At 35.0% G+C, this 22,448-nt stretch carries 24 protein-coding genes and 1 riboswitch; of the genes, 17 read left to right on the top strand and 7 right to left on the bottom strand.

The window, feature by feature from the left end:
- Window positions 1-583 precede the first annotated feature (583 nt).
- Window positions 584-1,411: an endonuclease I family protein gene (locus AC1Q8L_RS18280; RefSeq protein ID WP_000672183.1), complete on the top strand. Its 828-nt coding sequence runs from the start codon at window positions 584-586 to the stop codon at window positions 1,409-1,411.
- Between the two features lie 146 nt (window positions 1,412-1,557).
- On the opposite strand, the gene AC1Q8L_RS18275 is transcribed toward AC1Q8L_RS18280, so the two are convergent.
- Window positions 1,558-2,988 (bottom strand): YfcC family protein, encoded by a 1,431-nt coding sequence (locus AC1Q8L_RS18275; protein ID WP_098311822.1) that lies wholly within the window; start codon window positions 2,986-2,988, stop codon window positions 1,558-1,560.
- A 199-nt stretch (window positions 2,989-3,187) separates the two neighbouring features.
- Between AC1Q8L_RS18275 and rraA the strand changes: the two genes are divergently transcribed.
- From rraA to AC1Q8L_RS18240, 7 genes are all read left to right on the top strand, one after another.
- Window positions 3,188-3,667 (top strand): ribonuclease E activity regulator RraA, encoded by a 480-nt coding sequence (gene rraA / locus AC1Q8L_RS18270; protein ID WP_000266036.1) that lies wholly within the window; start codon window positions 3,188-3,190, stop codon window positions 3,665-3,667.
- Window positions 3,668-4,006: 339 nt separating this feature from the next.
- Window positions 4,007-5,947, top strand: a complete 1,941-nt coding sequence (locus tag AC1Q8L_RS18265; protein ID WP_001241091.1) for a DUF4430 domain-containing protein — start codon at window positions 4,007-4,009, stop codon at window positions 5,945-5,947.
- Between the two features lie 57 nt (window positions 5,948-6,004).
- A complete protein-coding gene (locus AC1Q8L_RS18260; RefSeq protein WP_000048891.1) occupies window positions 6,005-6,838 on the top strand; it encodes a DUF4430 domain-containing protein in 834 nt (277 codons plus the stop codon).
- Between the two features lie 22 nt (window positions 6,839-6,860).
- A complete protein-coding gene (locus AC1Q8L_RS18255) occupies window positions 6,861-7,739 on the top strand; it encodes an energy-coupling factor transporter transmembrane component T (protein ID WP_002152639.1) in 879 nt (292 codons plus the stop codon).
- Window positions 7,712-9,373 (top strand): ABC transporter ATP-binding protein, encoded by a 1,662-nt coding sequence (locus AC1Q8L_RS18250; RefSeq protein ID WP_002152641.1) that lies wholly within the window; start codon window positions 7,712-7,714, stop codon window positions 9,371-9,373. Before AC1Q8L_RS18255 ends, AC1Q8L_RS18250 begins: the two co-directional genes overlap by 28 nt.
- Window positions 9,346-10,047, top strand: a complete 702-nt coding sequence (locus AC1Q8L_RS18245; protein ID WP_000044914.1) for an ECF transporter S component — start codon at window positions 9,346-9,348, stop codon at window positions 10,045-10,047. The genes AC1Q8L_RS18250 and AC1Q8L_RS18245 overlap by 28 nt, the downstream gene beginning before the upstream one ends.
- Window positions 10,048-10,230: 183 nt before the next feature.
- On the top strand, window positions 10,231-10,953 hold the full coding sequence (locus AC1Q8L_RS18240; protein WP_000706561.1) for a YwiC-like family protein: 723 nt from the start codon (window positions 10,231-10,233) through the stop codon (window positions 10,951-10,953).
- 32 nt (window positions 10,954-10,985) lie between these two features.
- Here the strand turns inward: AC1Q8L_RS18240 and AC1Q8L_RS18235 are convergent, their stop codons facing one another.
- Window positions 10,986-11,177: a hypothetical protein gene (locus tag AC1Q8L_RS18235; protein ID WP_000554029.1), complete on the bottom strand. Its 192-nt coding sequence runs from the start codon at window positions 11,175-11,177 to the stop codon at window positions 10,986-10,988.
- Between the two features lie 121 nt (window positions 11,178-11,298).
- Window positions 11,299-11,397: riboswitch (SAM riboswitch) on the top strand.
- Between the two features lie 40 nt (window positions 11,398-11,437).
- Between AC1Q8L_RS18235 and AC1Q8L_RS18230 the strand changes: the two genes are divergently transcribed.
- The 4 genes from AC1Q8L_RS18230 (at window position 11,438) to AC1Q8L_RS18215 (ending at window position 13,352) form a co-directional block, all read left to right on the top strand.
- Window positions 11,438-11,755: a hypothetical protein gene (locus AC1Q8L_RS18230; protein WP_002094089.1), complete on the top strand. Its 318-nt coding sequence runs from the start codon at window positions 11,438-11,440 to the stop codon at window positions 11,753-11,755.
- Between the two features lie 259 nt (window positions 11,756-12,014).
- Window positions 12,015-12,398, top strand: a complete 384-nt coding sequence (locus AC1Q8L_RS18225) for an SWIM zinc finger family protein (RefSeq protein WP_086387799.1) — start codon at window positions 12,015-12,017, stop codon at window positions 12,396-12,398.
- Window positions 12,399-12,426: 28 nt separating this feature from the next.
- Window positions 12,427-13,002 (top strand): NAD(P)H-dependent oxidoreductase, encoded by a 576-nt coding sequence (locus AC1Q8L_RS18220; RefSeq protein ID WP_001101578.1) that lies wholly within the window; start codon window positions 12,427-12,429, stop codon window positions 13,000-13,002.
- Entirely contained in the window at window positions 12,999-13,352 is a 354-nt protein-coding gene (locus tag AC1Q8L_RS18215; RefSeq protein WP_001006466.1) for a hypothetical protein, read from the top strand. Before AC1Q8L_RS18220 ends, AC1Q8L_RS18215 begins: the two co-directional genes overlap by 4 nt.
- 40 nt (window positions 13,353-13,392) lie before the next feature.
- Here the strand turns inward: AC1Q8L_RS18215 and AC1Q8L_RS18210 are convergent, their stop codons facing one another.
- Window positions 13,393-14,739: a short-chain fatty acid transporter gene (locus AC1Q8L_RS18210; RefSeq protein ID WP_000490008.1), complete on the bottom strand. Its 1,347-nt coding sequence runs from the start codon at window positions 14,737-14,739 to the stop codon at window positions 13,393-13,395.
- A 597-nt stretch (window positions 14,740-15,336) separates the two neighbouring features.
- Window positions 15,337-15,882 carry a transcriptional regulator gene (locus AC1Q8L_RS18205; RefSeq protein ID WP_000066851.1) on the bottom strand — a complete coding sequence of 182 codons (546 nt, stop codon included), beginning with the start codon at window positions 15,880-15,882 and terminating at the stop codon, window positions 15,337-15,339.
- 122 nt (window positions 15,883-16,004) lie between these two features.
- On the opposite strand from AC1Q8L_RS18205, the gene AC1Q8L_RS18200 reads away from it, so the two are divergent.
- The 3 genes from AC1Q8L_RS18200 to AC1Q8L_RS18190 are packed head-to-tail and all read left to right on the top strand — an operon-like array spanning window position 16,005 to window position 17,931.
- Complete coding sequence (locus AC1Q8L_RS18200; RefSeq protein WP_000690914.1) at window positions 16,005-16,244, top strand: PLD nuclease N-terminal domain-containing protein; 240 nt, start codon at window positions 16,005-16,007, stop codon at window positions 16,242-16,244.
- Window positions 16,241-17,146 carry an ABC transporter ATP-binding protein gene (locus tag AC1Q8L_RS18195; RefSeq protein WP_000763099.1) on the top strand — a complete coding sequence of 302 codons (906 nt, stop codon included), beginning with the start codon at window positions 16,241-16,243 and terminating at the stop codon, window positions 17,144-17,146. The genes AC1Q8L_RS18200 and AC1Q8L_RS18195 overlap by 4 nt, the downstream gene beginning before the upstream one ends.
- Window positions 17,143-17,931, top strand: coding sequence for an ABC transporter permease subunit (locus AC1Q8L_RS18190; protein WP_001065771.1), 789 nt, complete (start codon window positions 17,143-17,145; stop codon window positions 17,929-17,931). Before AC1Q8L_RS18195 ends, AC1Q8L_RS18190 begins: the two co-directional genes overlap by 4 nt.
- Before the next feature lie 54 nt (window positions 17,932-17,985).
- On the opposite strand, the gene AC1Q8L_RS18185 is transcribed toward AC1Q8L_RS18190, so the two are convergent.
- The 3 genes from AC1Q8L_RS18185 to AC1Q8L_RS18175 all read right to left on the bottom strand — a co-directional run bounded on the left by AC1Q8L_RS18185 (window position 17,986) and on the right by AC1Q8L_RS18175 (window position 20,977).
- Window positions 17,986-19,245: a serine hydrolase domain-containing protein gene (locus tag AC1Q8L_RS18185; protein ID WP_000768738.1), complete on the bottom strand. Its 1,260-nt coding sequence runs from the start codon at window positions 19,243-19,245 to the stop codon at window positions 17,986-17,988.
- Window positions 19,246-19,345: 100 nt separating this feature from the next.
- The gene (locus tag AC1Q8L_RS18180) at window positions 19,346-20,545 is read right to left on the bottom strand and encodes an MFS transporter (RefSeq protein WP_001190321.1); all 1,200 of its coding nucleotides are present in this window, start codon (window positions 20,543-20,545) and stop codon (window positions 19,346-19,348) included.
- A 15-nt stretch (window positions 20,546-20,560) separates the two neighbouring features.
- Complete coding sequence (locus AC1Q8L_RS18175; RefSeq protein ID WP_000343680.1) at window positions 20,561-20,977, bottom strand: MarR family winged helix-turn-helix transcriptional regulator; 417 nt, start codon at window positions 20,975-20,977, stop codon at window positions 20,561-20,563.
- Window positions 20,978-21,166: 189 nt separating this feature from the next.
- Between AC1Q8L_RS18175 and phaZ the strand changes: the two genes are divergently transcribed.
- Together phaZ and AC1Q8L_RS18165 are read left to right on the top strand one after the other, a co-directional pair.
- Window positions 21,167-22,063, top strand: a complete 897-nt coding sequence (gene phaZ, locus AC1Q8L_RS18170) for an intracellular short-chain-length polyhydroxyalkanoate depolymerase (protein ID WP_000594880.1) — start codon at window positions 21,167-21,169, stop codon at window positions 22,061-22,063.
- A gap of 67 nt (window positions 22,064-22,130) precedes the next feature.
- The gene (locus AC1Q8L_RS18165; protein ID WP_000549496.1) at window positions 22,131-22,358 is read left to right on the top strand and encodes a hypothetical protein; all 228 of its coding nucleotides are present in this window, start codon (window positions 22,131-22,133) and stop codon (window positions 22,356-22,358) included.
- The last annotated feature ends 90 nt before the right edge of the window (window positions 22,359-22,448 follow it).

Here is a 22,448-nt window from a genome sequence, read left to right as displayed (position 1 = left end):
TTAAAATAGATTGGTGCCTACATGGTATCCAATCTATTTTTGTACGTATTATTCAGAGAAAGAAAGGTTTTACACAAAAATAAAGACAGTTATGGAAAAAGGAAAAGTCGAGCTATCATCTTGATTTTTATCCCGCTATTTGCCGGGCAGTAAGACCACCACCTCAAAATTCAGCGGAAGCAAAGAAGTTAGGTGAGGGAGGAACGAAATCCCACTGATTAAAGTTTCACTTTATCTGTTTTGTGGCACGGTTTTCTTTGAATGCTTTTTATTCAAACTGTTTTTTTTAAGTATTTATCAAATATGCATTATTGCATAAATTAATTTACATTTATAAGTTAATATTAAACTACTTTTTAATTGTAAAGAATATTTTAATAATCTTTACGGGAGAAGGATATTTCTTGTGAAAAGTAAAATTGTTTGGAAAGTAGATAAACAAAAAGTTTGGAAATGATATAAACTCAATAGAGTTTTGTATTAAATAAAAAGAAAAGGGTGGGTATGGGTTTCTAAAAGTTTTGGGGGAGAAAGCATTTTTTAGTTAGTAGCTTCAAATTATATTTTAAAGGGGAATGGGTATATGAAGTTTCGAAATACAAAGATTGCTATGATTACACTATCTTCATTTTTTATTTTAGGTTCTGCATCTCTATCATTCACAGATACTATACACGGTGAAGTAGCTTCTGCATCAGCACAAGAGATTATTGTAAAAAGTTATGACGATACATATTATAATAACGCAATAGGAAAAACGGGCTTAGAATTAAAGAAGGAACTGCATAATATTATTGATAATCATACAAAGTTATCATACAGTGCGGTTTGGGAAGCACTAAGAGATACTGATGAAGATCCAAATAATAAAAATAATGTGATACTCTTATATACTGGTCGTTCGCAAGGGAAGCTTACGAATGGATCAGGAGTAAATAACTGGAACCGTGAGCATGTTTGGGCAAAATCTCACGGTGACTTTGGAACGACTGCAGGACCTGGAACAGATCTACATCATTTAAGAGCGACGGATGTATCTGTAAATAGTTCACGAGGGAATTTAGATTTTGATAATGGTGGTGTGAATCATTCTGAAGCGACAGAATGTAAATATGATAGTGATTCTTGGGAACCTCGTGATAGTGTAAAAGGAGATATTGCTAGAATGCTGTTTTATATGGCTGTTCGTTACGAGGGGGACAACGGCGAAATAGATTTAGAACTAAATGAAAAAGTGAATAACAATAAAGATCCATACATGGGGAAACTATCGGTTTTATTAAAATGGAATGAACAAGACCCGGTCGATGATTTAGAGCGAAAGCGTAATGAAGTGATTTTTACAAAATATCAACATAACCGCAATCCTTTTATTGATCATCCTGAATGGGTAAATAAAATTTGGAACTAAGATTTTTAAAGGTATTATATTTTGATAGAAGGGATTGATCATTATGATCAATCCCTTCTTATATTTTTACTAGAATAAATGATTTTTATAGGATTGAAGAGGAGAATAGGATAGATATTTTATCAAGTTAATTATATATGGGTATTTTAGTACGGTCCCCACTCAATATTCACCCCAACAATAAGAAAAACAAGTCCAATGATAAACCAAATGAGTGCAAGTGGAGCCATGAAACGAATCCATTTTCCATAAGAAATCCCGCTTGCTGCGAGAACGCCCATTAAAACACCGGAAGTTGGATTTAAGCAGTTTACTACACCTTCCCCAAGCATAACAGCCTGTACTGTAACTTGGCGTGTAATGTGCATGAAATCAGCTAATGGAGCTAATATCGGAATAAAAATAACCGATTCTCCTGTCCCGGATGAAATAAGGAAATGTAATGCAGCACTACTTACGTACATACCGATAACGCCAAATACAGGGCTTTGTCCTTCAAGAGACTGTGCGAGTTGGTTAACGATAGTATCAAGTAATTTGCCTTGTTCTAAAATGACTGAAATACAACGAGCCATTCCAACGATTAGAGCACCGTAGATAAGATTTTGGCAGCCAGTTAGAAAAGTAGATGCGATATCGTTTGCTTTCATACCACCTATTATTCCGGCTGTAATTGCTATGAAAATAAAAGTAGCGGTCATTTCTGCGTCCGTCCAATGTAGACGAAAAGCGCCTATTAAAAATACAATTAACGATAAAGCTGAAACGAGTAAAATTAATTTATGACGTATTGTCCAAGGAACTTCTTTTTTCTCCGCTTCTTTTTCGCTTGAAAGAGCGTTACTTGGAAACCAGTTTTCGCCAAGAATGCTTCCTTTATTCGATTTTTTCAAGCGCTTTACATACCAATTAATATAAAGGATAGTGGCAAGTAAAAAAGATATATATATTGCGGTGCGTAAACCAATCCCGGAAAACATCGGAAGTTCTGCGATCTTTTGTGAAATGCCTAAAGGTGAGGGGGATAAAATAGTAGCATTAAAACCAGCATAAGTGCCTAAATAAATAATTGCTACACCGACGATAGCGTCCCATTTTAACGTGCGTGCAACGATGATACCGATGGGGATAAAACCGATAACTGAGTTAACGATAATACCAGTCGTTCCAAGAATAGAAAAGAGCGCAGCAACTATACAAATGAAAAGTAATTGCTGATTCCGAAATTTGTTAATAACATGATAGATTAAACCGTCAAGAGCACCTGTTTTTTCAAGAATTGCAATGGCTCCACCTGTAAATAAAATTAGAAAGATAATAGGAGCAGCAAGTTTCATTCCTTTTTCAATAGCGGTAAAAAAAGAAACAAATCCTACGGGTGATTGCGGAACAGAATGGTAGCTACCTGGTATTGTCGTTGTAACGGTCCCGTTTGTAACCCTTTTAAATTCTCCAGCAGGAACGAAATACGTAGCAATGGCGCAAAGTAAGGCAATAAAAAATAGTAGTACGTACGCATCAGGCATTTTAAACTTTGGTTTACTAGGTTGTTTTTTTGCCTCAGTTTGTATTTGCATAAAATCCCTCCTTCTTCATTTTGTTAATTTTTAATATTCTGAATTTAATCTGTGAAATAGATTATAATAAAGGTAGCTTCTTAAGGCAATAGTTTTTGTATCCTTTCCCGTACATACAAATTATTGCAATATTAGACAGGGAAACGATAATAAGCCAAGAATATGTTATGTAGAAAGAAAAAGGAAAAGAGGGAACAAGATGTGGAAAACTACAGATCTATGTGATGAATTTGAAAAGGAATTACAAATATGTCGCCAGTCTTTTCGGTCTTTTGGGAAGAAAGAACAATTCCACGGGAAAATTGCAACTGTAAAAGTGAAAGATGATAATGTACTAGTGAAGGAAGGGTTGCAAACATTACCAGAAGGAACAGTATTAGTTGTTGATGGCGGAGCGTCTACTAATTGTGCGTTACTCGGTGATAATTTGGCAGCTATTGCGGAAGAAAGAAAGTTAGCAGGAATTATTGTGAATGGGTATGTTCGTGATTCTAGTGAACTAAAGAATATTAATATTGGTATTTTAGCGTTAGGAACGATGCCAAATAGAAGTGTGAAAGAAGGAAAAGGAGAACGAAATATTTCATTGCACTTTGGAAAAGTGGATTGGAATCCAAATGAATATGTCTATGCGGATGAAGATGGCGTCATTATTAGTGAAAAGAGTTTACATAGTTAAGAGTTAACAAGTTATTATTCTTAGAAAATAAATCCGATAAAGCGTGGACAAAATTCTTTGTCAATAGTAAAATAATACAGAAATTTAAAATTTACAGAATGTATAGGTTTATCGTTTTACGATAACTTAAATGGAAGTAAGTTGTGCCAAGAAAAGTGAATGTTATCACAATGATACGTTCATAAACAAAATTATTTTTCCTATACAAATATAGCCGCGAATAATGCGGGTAGGAGGTGTTGTACATTTTTGTTCGACACTTACAAAAAGAGAGTGTCAATCGCACGCCCTTGAAGGGCCTTTTTTTGTGTAAATGGTAGTAAGGGAGGAAATTTTGGGATGGCAATGTTGAAAAAATGGCTGCTTACATCATTAATGGCAGTGACACTTGTATTTGTTTCTTTTGCGAATACAGTACATATTACGTTTGCTGAAGGAAATACAGCAAAACTTGCAATTATTGGGGAATCACAAAAAGGCATTATGTTATGTCCGAAAGAAGAGCAAATTAAAGATGGAGAAACAGCTTTAAGTTTGCTGCAAAAGGTCATGGGGGACAAGGTAGAATCTGAAACGATGTCGTTTGGAACATATGTAAAAGGCATCGATGGTTTAATGGCCGGGGCTACAAGTGCTTGGCTGTATGATGTAAATGATCAGTCTGCAGAAGTCGGAGCAGATAGTTATAAATTAAAATCTGGAGACGTTGTTGTCTTTCGTTTTGTTTCAGACTGGAGCAATATAAGCCAGGAAACATTGAAAGAAACGTTAGATAAGTTCGGAACGTGTAAAATAGAAGAACCTAACGGTGGCAAAACAGAAGAACCAAAACCAGAAGGTCAAGACGGTAAAACACCAGATGGGAAAAATCAAGGTGACCAAGACGGTAAAACACCAGATGGGAAAAATCAAGGTGACCAAGACGGTAAAACGCCAGATGGGAAAAACCAAGGTGATCAAGACGGTGAAAAACCAGATGGGAAAAACCAAGGTGATCAAGACGGTGAAAAACCAGATGGGAAAAACCAAGGTGACCAAGACGGTAAAACGCCAGATGAGAAAAACCAAGGTGATCAAGACGGTAAAACGCCAGATGGGAAAAAACCAGAACAACCACAGCAAGAGAACATTCAAGTTCCAAGTGCACAATTAAATGAAGCCATTTCTAAAACATCAGACAAGATGTTACAAGATGGAATTGAAAGTGATTGGGTAGCTGTAGCGCTTTCTCGTTCTGGAAAGAATGTGCCAATTGAGGCAAAATTAAATTATGTTAAGTCAGTAACTGAAAAAGTAGAAAAGCGCATTAATCGTTTTTCAGCGACAGATTTAGCTAGAACAATTATTATGATGAATGCAATGAGTGCAGACCCTAAAAATGTAGGTGGACATAATTTAGTTCAAAAATTGTATGAGTCAGATAAAGTGAATTCTGTTACAGGTTATGCATTTGCTTTACTTGCATTTGATACGAAGAAGTATGAGATTCCAGTTGAATCAAAATGGAACAGAGTTGCTCTAGTGGAAGCACTGTTAAATAATCAGCATACAGACGGTGGATGGACTTATAATAGTTCAGGTAGTAAAGATAGTGCTAGTAGCGTTGATGTAACAGGTATGGTTTTATCAGCATTAGCTCCTTATCAAGAGCGATCAGATGTGAAACCAGCTATACAAAAAGCTGTTGCGTATTTATATAACGAACAGCTGCAAAATGGCGGTTTTTCAGCTGATGGACAAGAAAATTCAAATAGTACTGCGCAAGCAATTATTGGATTATCACTTGTTAAAGATGTAGATCAAAATCGTCTTTATAAGGCAATGCAAAACCTATTATCATATCAACTTTCAAATGGTGAATTTAAATGGTTACCAAGTGATCAAAATGGTAACGGAATGGCTACAGAACAGGCTCTTTTAGCATTACTTCAATTTAAAGAAATGGGAAAATCTATTTATGATTGGTCTAATGTAGACGCTGGTGATGTAATTAAGCCAAAACCGATTGAAGAGCCAGAAAAGGTCGTTGAACCAGAAAATAATGTAGTAGAAAAAGAAGTTACTGAAGAACCGAAAGAACAAAACCAAGTACAACAAGAAACAAAAGATGAAAATCTAAAAGTAGTTGTAGATAACGAACCGGTTAAGAATAAAAAAATCGGAAACGGTAACAGTCTACCAAAAACAGGAGCATCTTCTCATAGTGCAGCAACAGAAGTAGGTATGGGTGTATTATGTATTGCTTCTGCATATGTATTATGGAGACGTAAAGCAGCTTAACAAAAAATTAGGAGCAATTATTTGCTCCTAATTTTCGCATGAAAGGTGAGAGATAGGATGAGTAAGGTGAAATGGTTCATTTCTTTACTGCTTTCGCTCGGGCTACTTGCCGGATGTGAAGAGGCAGCTGTAAAGCCTGAGAAGAAGGTAGAACCGAAGCAAGAAGAGGTAGCGAAACAAGAAGAACAAAAAGATGAAGCGAAGCCGGAAGAAAAAACAGAAGAAAAGCAAGCTGAATCAGAGCAAAAGCAGCAAGAAGAGCAGAAAGAGAAACAAGAACAAAAAGTAGAAGAGAAGCCGAAAGAGGAAAAGCCGCAGGCACAACCAGAGGTAAAGAAAGAAGAGAAACAACAGGAACAACCGAAAGAACAGCCGGCTGTAAATAAGCAACCAGAGCAGCAACAAGCACAAGAAGAGAAACAACAACCGAAAGCACCAGAAGTAAAAGAAGAAGCAAAGGTTGTGAATCAGCCGAAAGAAACACCGAAGCAGGAGCAAAAAGTTGATCCGAATAAAGGTGGAAAAGACGTAACTCTTCCAGCACCACCGAAACCAGTACCACCTAATCCACCAGCACCACCGAAACCGCAAGCAAAACAAGTAACAATCTCGGTAAAAGGAAATAACGGATATATAATGGGTGCGAAAAAGATGGATATACAAGATGGCGATACTGTGTATAAAGTATTACAACGTACAGGATTAGATGTTGATGCAAGCGGATCTAGAGATAGTATTTATGTAAAAGGTATTAATGATTTATATGAAAAAGATATTGCGGATACTAGTGGATGGAAATATCGTGTGAACGGTGCTTTTCCAAACCATAGTGCTGGTGTAGCTACGGTAAAACCAGGAGATACAATTGAGTGGGTATACGTATTACAATAAGAAAGGCATTCGGTAAAGGGCTATGAAAATAAGTTTTTCTTCTTTACATCCTTTTGTGAATTTTTTCTATTATATCGGGGTGATGATACTATGTATGATGTGTCTTCATCCTCTTTTTTTAATTGGAGCAATACTATTAATTGTTATTTTAAATGTGATGCAAGGAAATAGCGAAAAGATAAGAAAGATGTTACCAAGCACAATTGTTTTCTTTTTTATGGTCATTTTATTTAATTCGTTATTAACGCATAGAGGTCGAACGACATTATTTTGGTTAGGTGATAGCCGTATTAAGCTTGAGGCGATTATGTTTGGAATAGTAATGGGGTTATTACTAGTTGCAGTTATGTTTACGTTTGCGTCATACAATGATATTATTTCCAGTCATAAATTTTTATATTTGTTTTCAAGAATTTCACCGAAAGTTGCATTGTTAACGATGATTACAGTGAGATTTGTTCCTTTGTTTATAAGGCGATTAAAGAAAATCACACTCGTTCAAAAGACGAAAGGTGTGCAGGTAGATTCAGGTTCGATAATTGAACGCGTCAAAAATGGTATGCAATTGCTGCAAGTATTATTAATTTGTTCATTGGAAGATGCACTGCAAACGGCAGATTCTATGCAAGCTCGTGGATTTGGTGTAACGAAACGTACGACATATATTCGCTATAGAATGGAAAAACGAGATTGGTATACGCTCAGTTATTTAAGTATTCTATTTATAATTGCTATCATATGTAGTACGTATGGCGGAGGAAAGTTAATCATTTATCCGAAAGTCGAATCTATTTTATTTCAGCAATACGATGGGATGATGTTTATCGTATTTACGATGTTTATTAGTTTACCAATTATAATGGAAGGAAGGGAATGGTTATGGTGGCGCATGCAGAAATAAACAATTTATCATTTGTATATGCTGATGAAAACGAAAAAGCGTTACAGCATATTTCTCTTTCTGTTCAAAAAGGAGAGTTTATTGCACTTGCCGGCGGATCAGGATCCGGGAAGACGACTTTATTAAAACATTTTAAAAAAGAATTACTTCCAATTGGTAAGCGTACTGGGGATACATATTATGATGGTACTTTATTAGAAAATGTACCTGATTTGTTATCTGCTCAAGAAATTGGTATGGTATTTCAAAATCCAGAAAATCAACTCGTAATGGATACAGTTATTCAAGAATTAGCATTTTCTTTAGAAAATATTGGGTTACCATCACATATTATTCAAAAACGAATAGCAGAGCTTATTAGCTTTTTAGGATTTCAAGATTTATTGCATCAATCTGTTCACACGTTATCTGGTGGGCAAAAGCAACTTGTTAATTTAGCTGCGGTATTAGTTATGCAGCCGAAATTGCTATTATTAGATGAACCGACAGCGCAGTTAGATCCAATTGCTGCAAAAGAGTTTTTAGGATTATTAAAACGGATTAATGAAGAACTTGGAATTACGATTATTTTAAGTGAACATCGTTTAGATGAAGTTATCCCGCTTGCAACACGCGTTGTTTGTATGGATAATGGCTGTATTATGTATGATGGTAGTCCTAAAACTGTTATTACGAATATGTGGGGAGTAGAAACATTCCGTCCATTTATTCCGCAAATTCCAAGGCTATTTTTAGAGTGGAATGTGAGAGATATTCCGTTTACGGTGCGAGAGGCGCAAATGAAAATGAATAATTTTTCAGCGATATCATATGTAAATGAGCTAATAGCACAAAGTGAAAAGCAAGAGGTAATTTTAAGCGCAGAGCATATTTCGTTCCAGTACGAAAAAAATAGTCCGCTTATTTTACGTGATTTATCAGTTTCGATTGAAAAAGGAAAATGGGTAGCGCTCGTTGGAAAGAATGGGACAGGGAAGTCTACACTGTTAAAGCTTTTAGCTGGTTTGCAAAAAGTGAGAAGAGGGAAAGTAAAGTGGAATGGGAAAGTGATACATAAAATTGATTCGAAAGAACGGTTTAAAAGTATTGGGTATGTATCGCAGCATCCATATTATCATTTTACATTTGATACAGTGTGGGATGAGGTGTATGAACGTGCACGTGAATTATACGGAGAACAAGGAAAAGAAATAGCAGAAGATACGCTAAAACAGTTTTGGTTGTACTCGCTTAAAGAACGCCATCCGCACGATTGTAGCGGAGGAGAGCAACAATTACTTGCGTTATGTACGACATTATTATCAAAGCCAACTTTATTATTACTTGATGAACCGACAAAGGGGTTAGATCCATGGAAGAAAGAAAGAGTAGGAGAACTATTTAGGGAGCTGCAAAAAGAAGGTACAACAATTGTAATGGCAACGCATGACATTGAGTTTGCAGCGAAATACGTGGATCAATGTATGATGTTATTTGATGGAGCAGTTATTATGAATGATGCACCGAAAGAATTTTTTAGTGGTAACTTCTTTTATACAACATCTATTAATCGATTCATTCGAAAAGAATTGCCATATGCATTAACGTGGGAGGATGTGTACGAAGCGTGTCCAAACGATATGTTGCATTCATAATAGGTATTTTTGCAGTAATAATAGGCACATTACTCTTTACTACACTTATTATGGACGGTTATTACATGTTAAGTAGTTTGTTTTTATTAGTTGTTATTATGTTACCTTTCTATATCCGTTTTGAAAGGAAGTCGTTTGTTTCACGTGAAATTGTTCTCGTTGCTGTATTAGCGGCAATTGCAGCAGTTAGCCGCGTACCATTTTCTATTTTACCGAGTGTACAACCAACTTCTTTTGTTATTATCGTTTCTGCAATTGTATTTGGAAGTGAAGCGGGTTTTATGATCGGTGCAACAGCAGCGATTGTATCTAACATCTTTTTAGGGCAAGGTCCGTGGACGCCGTGGCAAATGTTTTCATGGGGTATGATTGGTTTTATAGCTGGATTATTGCGTAATACATTTTTAATGAAAAAGCTATGGGGGAGACTTCTTTACGGAGTAATTGTTGGTTTTTTATTTGGTTGGATTATGAATTTCTGGGGCCTTCTCGGTTTTATACGAGAAGCAACGTGGGAAACTGTCATTTCGTATTACATCGCAAGTTTTTACTTTGATTTAAGTCATGCGATTTCGAATGTTATTTTCTTACTACTATTTAGTACGTCTTGGATTACGATTCTCACAAGATTTAAAAAGAAATACGGTATATTAGATAAGCATAACATAGCATAGAAAAGCATACTCATATAAGGTAGGGTCGCGACTTACATATTCGTTTGCCTCTTTCATGCTTCTTACATATTGTAAGGAGCATTTTTTATTGTCAAAAAATAGTCCAATATATATCCGTTACTATATAAAATTATTTGTATAATAATAGGTGAGAACTATTTTCAAAAGGGAGGTGTATAGTTAATGAAGATAGTTATTCCGAAGCAACATGGTGCATGGGCGATGCTTGCTATACCATTTCTATTAAGTGTCATACTTGGAAAACCTACTATATATCACATTCCATTGTTTATAGCTTGGTTCTTTATCTATTTAGCTACGTATCCATTCCTTATGTACATAAAACAAAAACGAAAAAAAGAGTATTTACATGCTTCAATTGTATATTTTATTATTGCGTTCGTATTTGGGATGATTTCTCTATTATATGAATGGCGCATTCTTTTATTCGTAATAGTCATGATTCCACTATTTATAGTAAATATGCATTATGCTCGTCAAAAAAATGAAAGGGCACTATTAAATGATATTTGTGCGATCATTGTGTTTTGTGTTGGTGGGTTAATTAGTTATTATTTTTCAATGAAACAAATCGATCATACAGCATTATTCATTGCACTTATTTCATTCTTATACTTTTTAGGAAGTACGTTTTATGTGAAAACGATGATACGTGAGAAAAATAATCCGAAGTATCGTTTTATATCTTGGGGTTATCATATTCTATTAACAATCATTGTATTTGCAATTAATCCGTGGTGCTCCCTTATTTTTATACCAAGTGTCATTCGAGCCATTATATTGTATGGCAAAAAAATTTCTATTATAAAAGTAGGGGTTTTAGAAATTGTGAATTCTGTATATTTTTTAATCATAACGGCAATAATTATGAAGTATGCCATTTGAAAAAACTTCCCACCTTATGATGGGAAGTTTTTTCAATCTTGTTCTAAAATGTGAACGGTGTAATCGCAGCGTTGAATAGCTTGTTCGATCGCATAAAGGGATTGCTCAATACGAGCGCGATTAAAATCTTTTTCAACAGTCTGTAGTGCTTCTTCTAAACAATGTTTTGCTTCTTGTAATGATTGAAAAGAATCTTGTACATATCCGCGAGCATTTTGATGCATTTCATAATCCTCCTTGCATATTCATATATGTATAGTATGAACAGTAAAGAAGAAAATATTATTTGTTATATTTGTTTGACAATTAAAATGAAATTACGTATAGTAAGAATTAAGTGAATATTTCTTATCCAGAGAGGTGGAGGGACTGGCCCGATGAAACCCAGCAACCGCGATGCAGGTGCTAATTCCAGCAGAACATATTTGTTCTGGGAGATAAGACGAAGATATATACGTAACTTCTTCTTATCGGAGAGGTTTTTTTGTTGCAAAAAAACCGATTACGAAAATTTATATTAAGAAGAAAGGGGTTGCGCATTGCTGTGACACTCGAAAAATACGTAAAACTGCGTAGTACAGTTTATGAATATATGATAGAGCAAGATAAGCCAATATCATTGTTAGATATTCAAGAACATATCGTTTCGCATCATGAAGGAAAATTCACGAAAAAGATGTTACATCAATTTTATTTATCAAGACTATTAGATGAACTGAAACTGGATGGGAAAATTACATTAGCTGATGAATATCTCTATACTGAAAAAGGGGTATTTTATAAGGCGAGAAAAGGGAGCTAAGCTCTCTTTTTTTAAAATAACGGAGTATGTAGAGTAAAAGACTGCTTAAGCAGCCTGATACAGGGAATGGTGTTGAGTGTGTAGTGTCAAAAATTGAATGTGCCTGAAAGAGGCAATTCGTATCGGCTGCAAATGAAAAGAGACACCTTCGCCGAATAGGTGTCAGTCGTTTTGTCACGTAGACTTGCTACTTAACAGTAATTAGAATAACATGCAGGATTTTTGAAGTCAAAAGGGAATTAAAGGAAGGGGTACAATTATGTACGCTTACTTATTAAAAGATATAACGAAATGGATCCCAAATTACATTGTAGATAAGGGATATGAATATTATGAAGATGGACATGTAGAAGATGTTGAAATACAAGATAAAAAAGTGTTTGCTTTCGTTACTGGAAATGCAGGGAATTATGAAGTAGTTATCGATCTCGAAGATTTTTCAAAAAGTAGTTGCGAATGTCCGTATGAAAATTATTGTAAACATATGGCGGCAGTTGTTTATGATATTCAAGGTGCTGGTGAGAGTGCAGTTAAAGAGAAACTGAAAGATTTAGAAAAAGAAGAGTTACTTACTGTATTAAATCGACTGTTGCAAAGTTCGAAAAACGTACAAATTGTAGAGAAGTTATTAAAGAAGGGATAACTTTAACGATAGAGGGAGTTGTTTTGTAGTGAACGTACTGATTATATACGCTCATCCTAATCCTTCAAGTTTTAACGGTGCAATTTTAGAGCATGTGCAAAAAGGGCTACAGGAAACAAATCATTCGGTTACGTTGCTTGATTTATACAAGGAACAATTTGATCCGGTACTTGTATTCAATGAAGAGAAGAAAAGACGTGATTTAATAAATGAAGAAGAGACAGCGCGGTATAGAAAATTAGTGGAAGAAGCAGATACACTTCTCTTTATATATCCGATATGGTGGTGGGGGATGCCAGCTATTTTAAAAGGTTTTATTGACCGTATTTTCGTAGCTGGATTTGCTTATAAATATGAAGGGGCTCTGCCGAAAGGATTATTGCAAGGGAAAAAAACGTGGGTTATTAATACGTTAGACTCGCCTCTATGGTACGTCGCATTGTTATATCGATCAGCAGATTGGATTATGATGAAGAGAGGTGTTTTACGTTTTTGTGGCATTCGTGATATAAAACGGTCAGTTTTTCAATCTGTGAAAACGAGTAAAGTATCAAAGCGCGAAAAATGGTTATTACAAATAGAAGAAAAGGCTCGTACATTATGAATGAAGTCGATCGTATTATAAACTGTTGTCAGTATGATAACGAACTTTTTCGGAAGTATATTACGTGTTTACTTCAATTGAAAAAATGCAGCGATACATTTCAACAAATTCAAATAGAGTTAAGAAATGATTATTTAATAAGGGGAATTTGTGAAAGAGAAGTTGATGAGGTAGTACGGGGAAGTAAAGAATATGAAATGCATTTTCTTCCTAAAGTATTACAGTGGAATTTTTTGAGGGAACATCCACACCTGATTGGAAAAATTTGCGAAGATTTTTTTGCATTTGAGTCACTACATCTTAAGGACATAGAGTGGAATACAGTTATAAATTGCATGGGAAATAAATGATTTATTATGTAAAAAAGCTAGTATAAAACTAGCTTTTCGTTTAAATAAATAAGAAGCATAGACTAATGATAAAACCTGCATATAGTAAGTTCACAACGCAAAATCCCATAATATCACGAGCACCTAAACCAGCTATCGCTAATGCTGGTAATGCCCAGAAAGGTTGAATTAAATTCGTCCAAGCATCGCCCCACGCAATGGCCATTGCAGTTTTTGCAGCAGGTACACCAAGTTCAGCGCCAGCTGGAATCATAATTGGTGCTTGCACGGCCCATTGACCGCCACCAGATGGAACGAAAATATTAACGATGCCAGCACTTAAAAATGTAAAGAGCGGAAAAGTCGTTTCATTTGAAATGCTAATAAAGAAATTAGAAATAGCTCCTCCAAGTGAAAGTCCTTCACTATTTACTCCAATCATCATGCCCATAATTCCTGCGTAAAACGGAAATTGAAGTAAAATGCCAGAAGCACTTTTCGTAGAGTCTGAAAAAGCGCGAATATACTGAATCGGAGTACGGTGGAAAATAAGACCGGCAATTAATAACATAAAAATCACGATATCGAGAGTAAGGTTAAAACCTTTCGTATAAAAGTAATTGAAAATATAAATGAGACCTAACAATCCAACGCAAAGTGTAATAATAATGCTATTTTCCATCTTTTCAGCGAACGTATTATTTTCTACTTCTTGAGCAGCAGCTTCTTCATGGAACACGCTAGGATCTACAGTTATCGTATGTTTTTCATCTGGATGCATCGCTTTATTAATGAGAGGCATCGTAACGAGAAAAATAATAACTGGAACGAGAGCGTATGGTGAGAATAACGTTTCTGTTATCGGAATCGCCTCTTTAATACTTCCAGCAGTCGTTTTAATTAACGTTTCACCGCCTGTTGCTAACGTAAGAGGGATAGAGGCAGAAAGACCGGCATGCCAAATGAGAAATCCAGAGTAAGAAGAGGCAATTGCTAGTCTATAATCTAATCCGTCCAGTTGCCTTGCCACTTCTTTTGCGTATAAAACAGATACAATAATTCCAAAGCCCCAGTTTATGTATGCACCAAGTAAACTTACAATTGAAATGGCAATAATGCCTTGGCCATTCGTTTTTGGTAGTCTGGCAGCTTTCGTTAATCCTTTTTTAATAAGAGGAGCATTTGCTAAAGCAGATCCAGTCACGAGTACAAGCGCCATTTGCATAGAAAAGGCGAGGAGTCCCCAAATTCCATTACCCCAGTGATTAATCATTTCTACAGGTGTTTGGTGAGTCGCAAACATACCAAAGAAGATAACGAAAACAGTTAGTAAACATGATAAAATAAACGGTTCTGGCAAGAAGCGTTGCACTAAGGCGACGCAACCATTTGTAAAGGAACGAAACAAAATAGATCAACCTCCTTATGTATATGTATTAAAATTATTCGAGGTTGTTTGGGAGATAACCTTTAATGTAAAGAAAATTCAGATATTTATAGAGTGGTAATTTATTGATAGGTTGATATAGAGCCTTGTATCAGATTCTGCTTTTAATATACTAGAAGAAAACGGTTGGAAATGGGGTAGCACTTATAAGGATAAGTATAGAGAAAGGTTACTAGCTGGCTTCAAAGCAACTGTTGCAAAATGGTCAAAAAATAAAGTTCATCATCCCTGAAGAAACTTTATTTTCATCTATAGAAGAAATTTTCGACCAATATGAACAGACAATCTTTGTAAGGGAAGTGTTTTAAAGGAAACGATTAATTTATTATCTTTTTAATAAAGTGATAGAAAGCTTCATTAAAAAGATGAAGCTTTCTACTTATAAAAGATAACAAAAATAATACATTCATTACTACATTTGTGTGCGAATTCAAGAAAAATTAAACCACCTAGCTCCTAAAGAGAATATAGGAAGCAGATGGTTTAGATGTTTTGAGAAGTATCCTGTTTTCAGGATTTAGTTAAGATTATTGATTTGCATTTTTATATCGATTAAATTTAAGTTTCTGGAATAATTGTAATAGCAACGGTCCGAATCGGAGCCTCTATTTCGTCATCTTTACTTTGGTTATTGTAGTATTTAATCATTAATTCGTTAAGTTCGTTTTGAAATTTTTCAAAGTGTTCCTCATCTAGCTTTAATTCTACTACAGAAAAAGTAGCCTTATCTTCTTGACTGTTTTGTTCCTCTAATTTCTTAAGGTAACTTTGATATTGTGTCATAAGTGATAACTGATAATAGGAAATGTAGTTTAACTTTTCATCATCAGATAATCCTTTCCATTCACTTCCTTCAATTTTTGCATCTTCTTCATTGATTGCGTAATATTTTTCAGAAACAGATTTTACCTTTTTTTCTTTAATTACATGAACGATACCTGAATCAACCATAGTTTGTAGCTGTCTATATAGTGTTGCTTGTGGTACATTTTTAATGATTTTTACCATTTCTAATGGTGTTAACCCATCTTCTTTATTTCTCATTAACACTTGGCAAATTTTCATTCTTACCGGATGCATTAAAATTTCAACTTTATTACTCATTATATCACCTTATGTATTGTTTTTTATTCTCATTATAAATAATGAGAATAATGATTGCAATCCATCCGTTTTTATTTTATCATTATCAATAATGATAATGAGATTTAAAAGGAGTGATGACAATGAAAATACATTATGGATTGAATGATCTTAAAGACATTGATATTATGGCTTTTCTACCCATTATATTACCAGTTATTGCAGTGGGAGCACTTTTAGTTTTAATTGCATTCATTGATTTATATCGACATAGGAAAACAAGAAAAAATGTACTTGTATGGACGTTAATTATTCTTTTCGTTAATATATTGGGACCTATCTTGTACTTTGTTATAGGGAGAAAGGACAGTGAGAAATTATGAAATTAGAGATTAAAAATGTAATAAAATCATTTAAAGGAAAAATTGCTGTGAATAATTTCTCGATGGAACTGCAAGCGGGGGAATGCGTCGGATTAATTGGACCGAACGGAGCAGGGAAATCCACATTAATAAAAGTAATTTCGGATATTATTCATCCAACTGCTGGTGAAGTTTTATTGAATGGGATAAAAATATCAAAAATGAAAAGTGAAATTGGTTATTTACCGCAATATCCTAATTTTTTTCATTGGATGACAGCGAGGGAAACACTTACCTTTATGGGCCAACTTTCGGGGTTGAAAAAAGAAGAATTGTCAAAGTCGATTCCAAAAATGTTGGAGAAAGTTGGACTAAAGGAAGAAGAAAATGCAAAGGTTAGTACATTTTCTGGTGGAATGAAACAACGACTTGGTATTGCACAAGCATTATTGCATAAACCTTCGCTTATTGTCATGGATGAACCAGTATCCGCATTAGATCCGATCGGCCGGCGGGAAGTATTGAATCTGATTAAAGAAATAAAAAAAGATACAACCATTTTATTATCAACCCACATCTTAAGCGATGCAGAAGAAATCTGTGAACGATTTGTCATTATAAAAGATGGAACAAAAATAGAAGATACAACGATTACGGAACTTTTACATCGTAATAGTGAAAATAAATTAATGATTGAAATAACAGCAAAAGATCAAAAGTGGATTGAAATTGTAAAAAAATTACCGTATGTGAAGGACGTTGAAGTGGTTGGGCTTAAAATCAAAGTGAAGGTTGAAAGTATTGAAATAAATAAAAATATGTTATTGCAAAATGCACTCGAACAGAAAGTGAACATCGTTAAATTTGAAATGAGCAACGATACTTTAGAAGAAATCTTCTTGAATTTGGTGGTGCAAAAATGAATAACTCAATTGTATTGATAAAAAAAGAATGTGTTCAAATGTTACGTGATTTCAAGATTATTTGGCTACCAATTGTTTTTATATTTTTAGGCGCAACACAACCGATAGTAATTCATTATTTGCCATCAATTTTAGAAGCGTTAGGTGGAGGACAGGGAATTACCATTGATCCGAGTATGGCAACGCAAAAAGGGGGCGAAGTATTAGCGAGTACTTTGGGATCCCAGTTTGATCAGCTTGGACTTATGATTCTAGTGATTTCTATGATGGGTGCAATTCAAACAGATAAAGCTAATGGTATGTTGGCCTTTATTTTAACAAGGCCCGTTACTGTTACTTCATATGTAGGTGGGAAAATAGTGTCAAACTATTTAATGGTAGCGTTTAGTGTAACAATTGGATACGTAGCTTCTTATCTATATGTAAATTTTCTTTTTACTGTTGTTCCATTTGCACACCTAATTACTGGATTACTATTTTATCTAATTTGGGTTCTTTTTATCGTATCTTTCACAACAATGATAAGTGCTATTTTTCACAGTCAAGGTATTATTGCATTAATTTCAATTGTATTCCTTTTAGCCTGCAGAGTAATCGTCGGTTTGAATCCAATAATGGATCAGCTTAATCCAGCCGGTATGAGTAAGTATGCAATGGAAACGTTAGTCACGGGGGTAGTAAATTCAAACGCAATAATTACTGGATTACTAACTATAGTGTGGATTTTATTGACACTCTTCGTAACGTATTATTGGATTGCTAATAAAAAGTTTCATTATGAATAACCGTGATGAGGGTAGTGGTTTCAAATAAAACAACGCAATAAGAAGAAGCTTCCACTACCGTGGAAGCTTCTCCAAATGATGTGCAATATCAACATACATATTTGAGTAAACTGAATGTATTTCATTACTTGGCGTAGCGTTAGAAGAGAAGTGGACAATTACCATATTTGCTTTCGGATCGATGTAAAGTGTTTGTCCGTAACTACCTAACACTTCAAAAGCACCCTGTTCATTGTGGGGAATCCACCATTGATTATGATAAGAAATGGAAGCTCCAGGGCCAATTGCAAGTTCACCTTCTTGGACATTTTTTATATCTCCAGTAATAGAAGAAGGGAGAATTTGTTTTCCGTTATATTCCCCGTTGTTTAATAGTAATTGCCCGAATCTCGCCATATCTCTAGCAGTTGCATTTAAGCCAGCGCTTGCTTGTTCTATTTTCGTTTCATCTGTAACGTAATACGCGTTTTCTTCCATACCAATTTGAGACCAAATTCGTTCGCTTACATTTTCAGCTAGTGATTTACCAGTAATAGTTCGAATAATCCAAGCGAGCGTTTCTGTTGATCCGTTATTGTAAGAAAAGGAAGAACCAGGCGGTGCAGTTTCTTCGGCTTCTCGTAACATATCATAAATTTTCATCGGACCGTCGTAATTTTTGCCGCGGGGTAAAATATTGCTAGCTAAATATAATTGTGCATCTTGATTTTCTAGCCCAGGCTGCTCATATCCGTGGGTCGGGTATTCTGCTGAAACTTGCATGTCCATTAATTGCTGAAGTGTCGCTTTTCCGAACGGTGTATTTTTTAATTCTTTTATGTAAGTGTCAGCTGTTTTCTCTAAATCAATACGATTCTCTTCAGCGAGAGATTGTATAATTGCCCCGGTAAAGACTTTTGCTAATGATGCCATACCATGAGGTTCATTCTGTTTATACCCATTGAAATATCGTTCATAAACAAGTTGTCCATTATGTACAACGACAAAAGCATCTGTTTTGTTATCGTCTAAAAGTTTTTTTAGAGGAGTTGTATTTCCGAATCTACGCTCCACAGCAAAATCGTCTAAGTTTTGCAATGCGGAAGGGAAGTGAGCAGTTTGGTCAGGATTGATTTTTACGTCATTAACTAAAGTGAATTCTTTCATATGTGTATACGACCAACGTAAGTAAGGGTCATTTAACCAGTTTTCTTTTGTCACATTATGTTTTGATGGGGTCGTTTTATTTTGTTTGAAGTAAGTAAACCCAAGTCCTGTAATTACAAATATGAATGTTAGTATAAGTAAGAGTAGGGGAGATTTTTTTAGTTTCATATATGGCCCTCCTTTTTATTTCTACTATAAGTATACGCTCGTCTTGAAAGAAATACAAAATAAGGAAAGTAAACGGGGAAGTTTACTTTCCTTATTAACGTTAAGCGGAAATTTTTCCGTCTGTAGATTGTTTCTTGAATTTTTGTTTTCGTCCGTGTAATCCATAATATAAAAGTAAAGTGAAAGCAACGATAATAGCTGCGATAAAATACATATTATGATAACTAGATTTCGCTGCGACAATACCTAAAATGAAAGAACCAAAGCCAATACCACTATCAAAGAATGAGAAATACGTAGCTGTCGCAGAACCACGTCTATGGTTTGGAGCAGCAGAAATCGCAATCGTTTGGAAACTCGGAATTAATGTTCCGTAACCTAAACCGATTAGCATACCTGCGCCAAGGAACCAAAATGAAGTTTGTGCTTGGCTTAATATGAACATTCCGATTGTGAAAATAATGATAGCGGGGTAAACGAGTACATTTTCACCGAAGCGATCAAAAATCTTTCCTGTAAATGGACGAGAAATGACAACAACAAGTGCGTATACAATAAAGAAATAACTTGCAATTTCACTTAAACCGAGTTCTTTCGCATAAATAGGAATAAAGGATAAAATACCACTATAAGAAAAGGCTAAAACAAATCCTGTAAGTGCAATCGGAATAGAAGATGGTTCGATTAAGTCTTTCCATTTCATTTTTTCACGTTTTTGTTTGCTCACAGGTGCTTCATGCGGAATATCTACAAGTAGTCCTAATAAAAATGCAAGTAATGAAAATACGGAACAAACGATAAATAAAACAGTAAACGAAAAATGAGAAATAATTGTTAAACCTAAAAAAGGACCAATTACCATCGGCAGACTCATAAATACGCCGAAATATGCAAGTGCTTCGCCTCGTCGATGAGCTGGCGCAACATCAGTTACAATCGTACCGGTAGCTGTCGTTGCCATCCCGAACCCAATACCGTGCAAGAAGCGAAGGGCAAGTAATAAGAATAAACTTTGCGCACCGAAATACATAACAGTAGCGGCTAAAAATAATGAAAGTGAAATAAATAATATTTTCTTTCTTCCTAAATCATCGAGCCATTTTCCTGTGAATGGTCTACATAAAACAGAAGAAATAAGAAACACAGTTGCAACTAAACCAATTTCCTCAGGTTTTCCTTTTAGGCCGTCTATTACATAGACAGGCAGAGTAGTCATAAGCATGTAAAATGTTAAGAAGAGAAATAGACTACTAAAACAAGTTCCGAGGAAATCCTTCGTCCAAAGTTTCTCACTTTGCATCGTCATCCCTCCAATTTAATCTAAATTTTTAATAATTTGTTGTAACACTTGAAATGCTTGATGTAAATCATCTTCATTAATACCTTCTAGCGTTTTTTCTTCGAAAGTATCAACTTCTTCTTGCCATACTGGAATCATCTTTATCGCTGTTTCGGATAAAGAAATGAGCTTCTCGCGGCGATCTTTACCTTCTGTACGAATAATCCATCCCATCGTTTCCATACGTGTTAACGTACGAGTCATCGTTGGTGATTCAACATTTAAATATTGGCATAATTCTGTTTGCGTACAAGAACCAGTTTGATTAATGCGGAAAATAACAGCCCACTGCGCACTAAATAACCCAGTTGGAGATACACGTTCATTAAATTTCTTCGTAAACTTTCGAGAAGTCTGGCTGACGATATGAAAAAAATGTTGTTTTTCGTCCATGTATTTTGATCCTTTCAAATTAGTTACCTAGCTAACTATATACTTTTTTATAATAATTGTCTAGTAATAGACATATTGATTTATGTGAAAAATTCTTATAGGTTTTATGTTGCGAACGTATATTCTACGTGCTATTCTTTAATTAAGTAAAGAATTTTCTTTCTATTAAATAGAATGGGGGAACTTGTGATGATTAAGCCTGCAACAATGGAGTTTGTTTCACTATCGAACGGAGAAACGATTGCATATCAGGAAGTTGGAAGGCGAAATACAGATATTCTTGTACTCATTCACGGGAACATGACATCGTCACAACATTGGGATTTAGTTATTGAAAAGTTGCAAGATCAATACCATATTTACGCTCTTGATTTAAGAGGGTTTGGACAATCAACGTATAATCAGTCGATAGATTCATTACAAGACTTTGCAGAAGATGTAAAATTATTTATCGACGAGTTAAAGCTAGAGAAATTCTCATTAATGGGCTGGTCAATGGGCGGTGGCGTTGCGATGCAATTTACAGCGAATCACCCAACTTTTGTAGAAAAGTTAATTTTAGTAGAATCAGTAGGAATGAAAGGATACCCAATCTTTAAAAAAGATACGAATGGGCAGCCAATCGTATCAAGTTTAGTAAAGACAAAAGAAGAAATTGCGCAAGATCCAGTACAAATCGCTCCAGTATTAGACGCGATAAAAAATATGAACAAACTATATTACCGTACAGTATGGAATCTATTAATATATACACATAATCAACCTGAACCGGACCGTTATGAAAAGTATTTAGATGATATGTTAACGCAACGTAATTTCGTAGATGTGAATTATGCGCTCATTACATTTAATATTTCGGATGAACATAATGGGGTTGTAGAGGGAAGTAAGCAAATTCATCATATTAAAGCGCCGACACTCGTCATACAAGGTGATAGAGATTATGTCGTACCGCAAGTAGTCGGTGAGGAATTAGCGAAACATTTGCCAAATGCAGAGTTGAAGGTATTAGAAGATTGCGGACACTCACCGTTTATTGATTGTTTAGATGTATTTATAAAACATGTAGAAGATTGGCTAGAATAGAAAGAATCCCCAAAATGAAAAGTTTTGCATATACTATAACATTTGTATGTATAAGGGGAGATTATCAATGCATAAACCATCCTTAATCGCTTATTCGCCATATGATCATCATATCTATACAAAAATAATGATAGATCCGATGTATATGCAAGTTTCACCAGCTGTAGTTCCTTTACAAATGCAGCAGCCACTAACAGCTCATATGCAACATTACTTATATGGACCATCATTTTATGAAAATCCATATTTTAAACATTTTCATTATAATGTGAAAGCACAAGTTTGGGAAGGATAAGATAACAAGCTAAAAGGTTCATTCTTTTAGCTTGTTTTTTATTGCGAATATTCGTACACGCATTTGCAGAAACAGTTTATAATGAAAAGT

The organism is Bacillus sp. GW823-FHT06A11 (assembly GCF_058795355.1).
The sequence above is the reverse complement of the archived record's forward strand: the minus strand, read 5'-3'. Positions and strand labels throughout refer to the sequence as shown.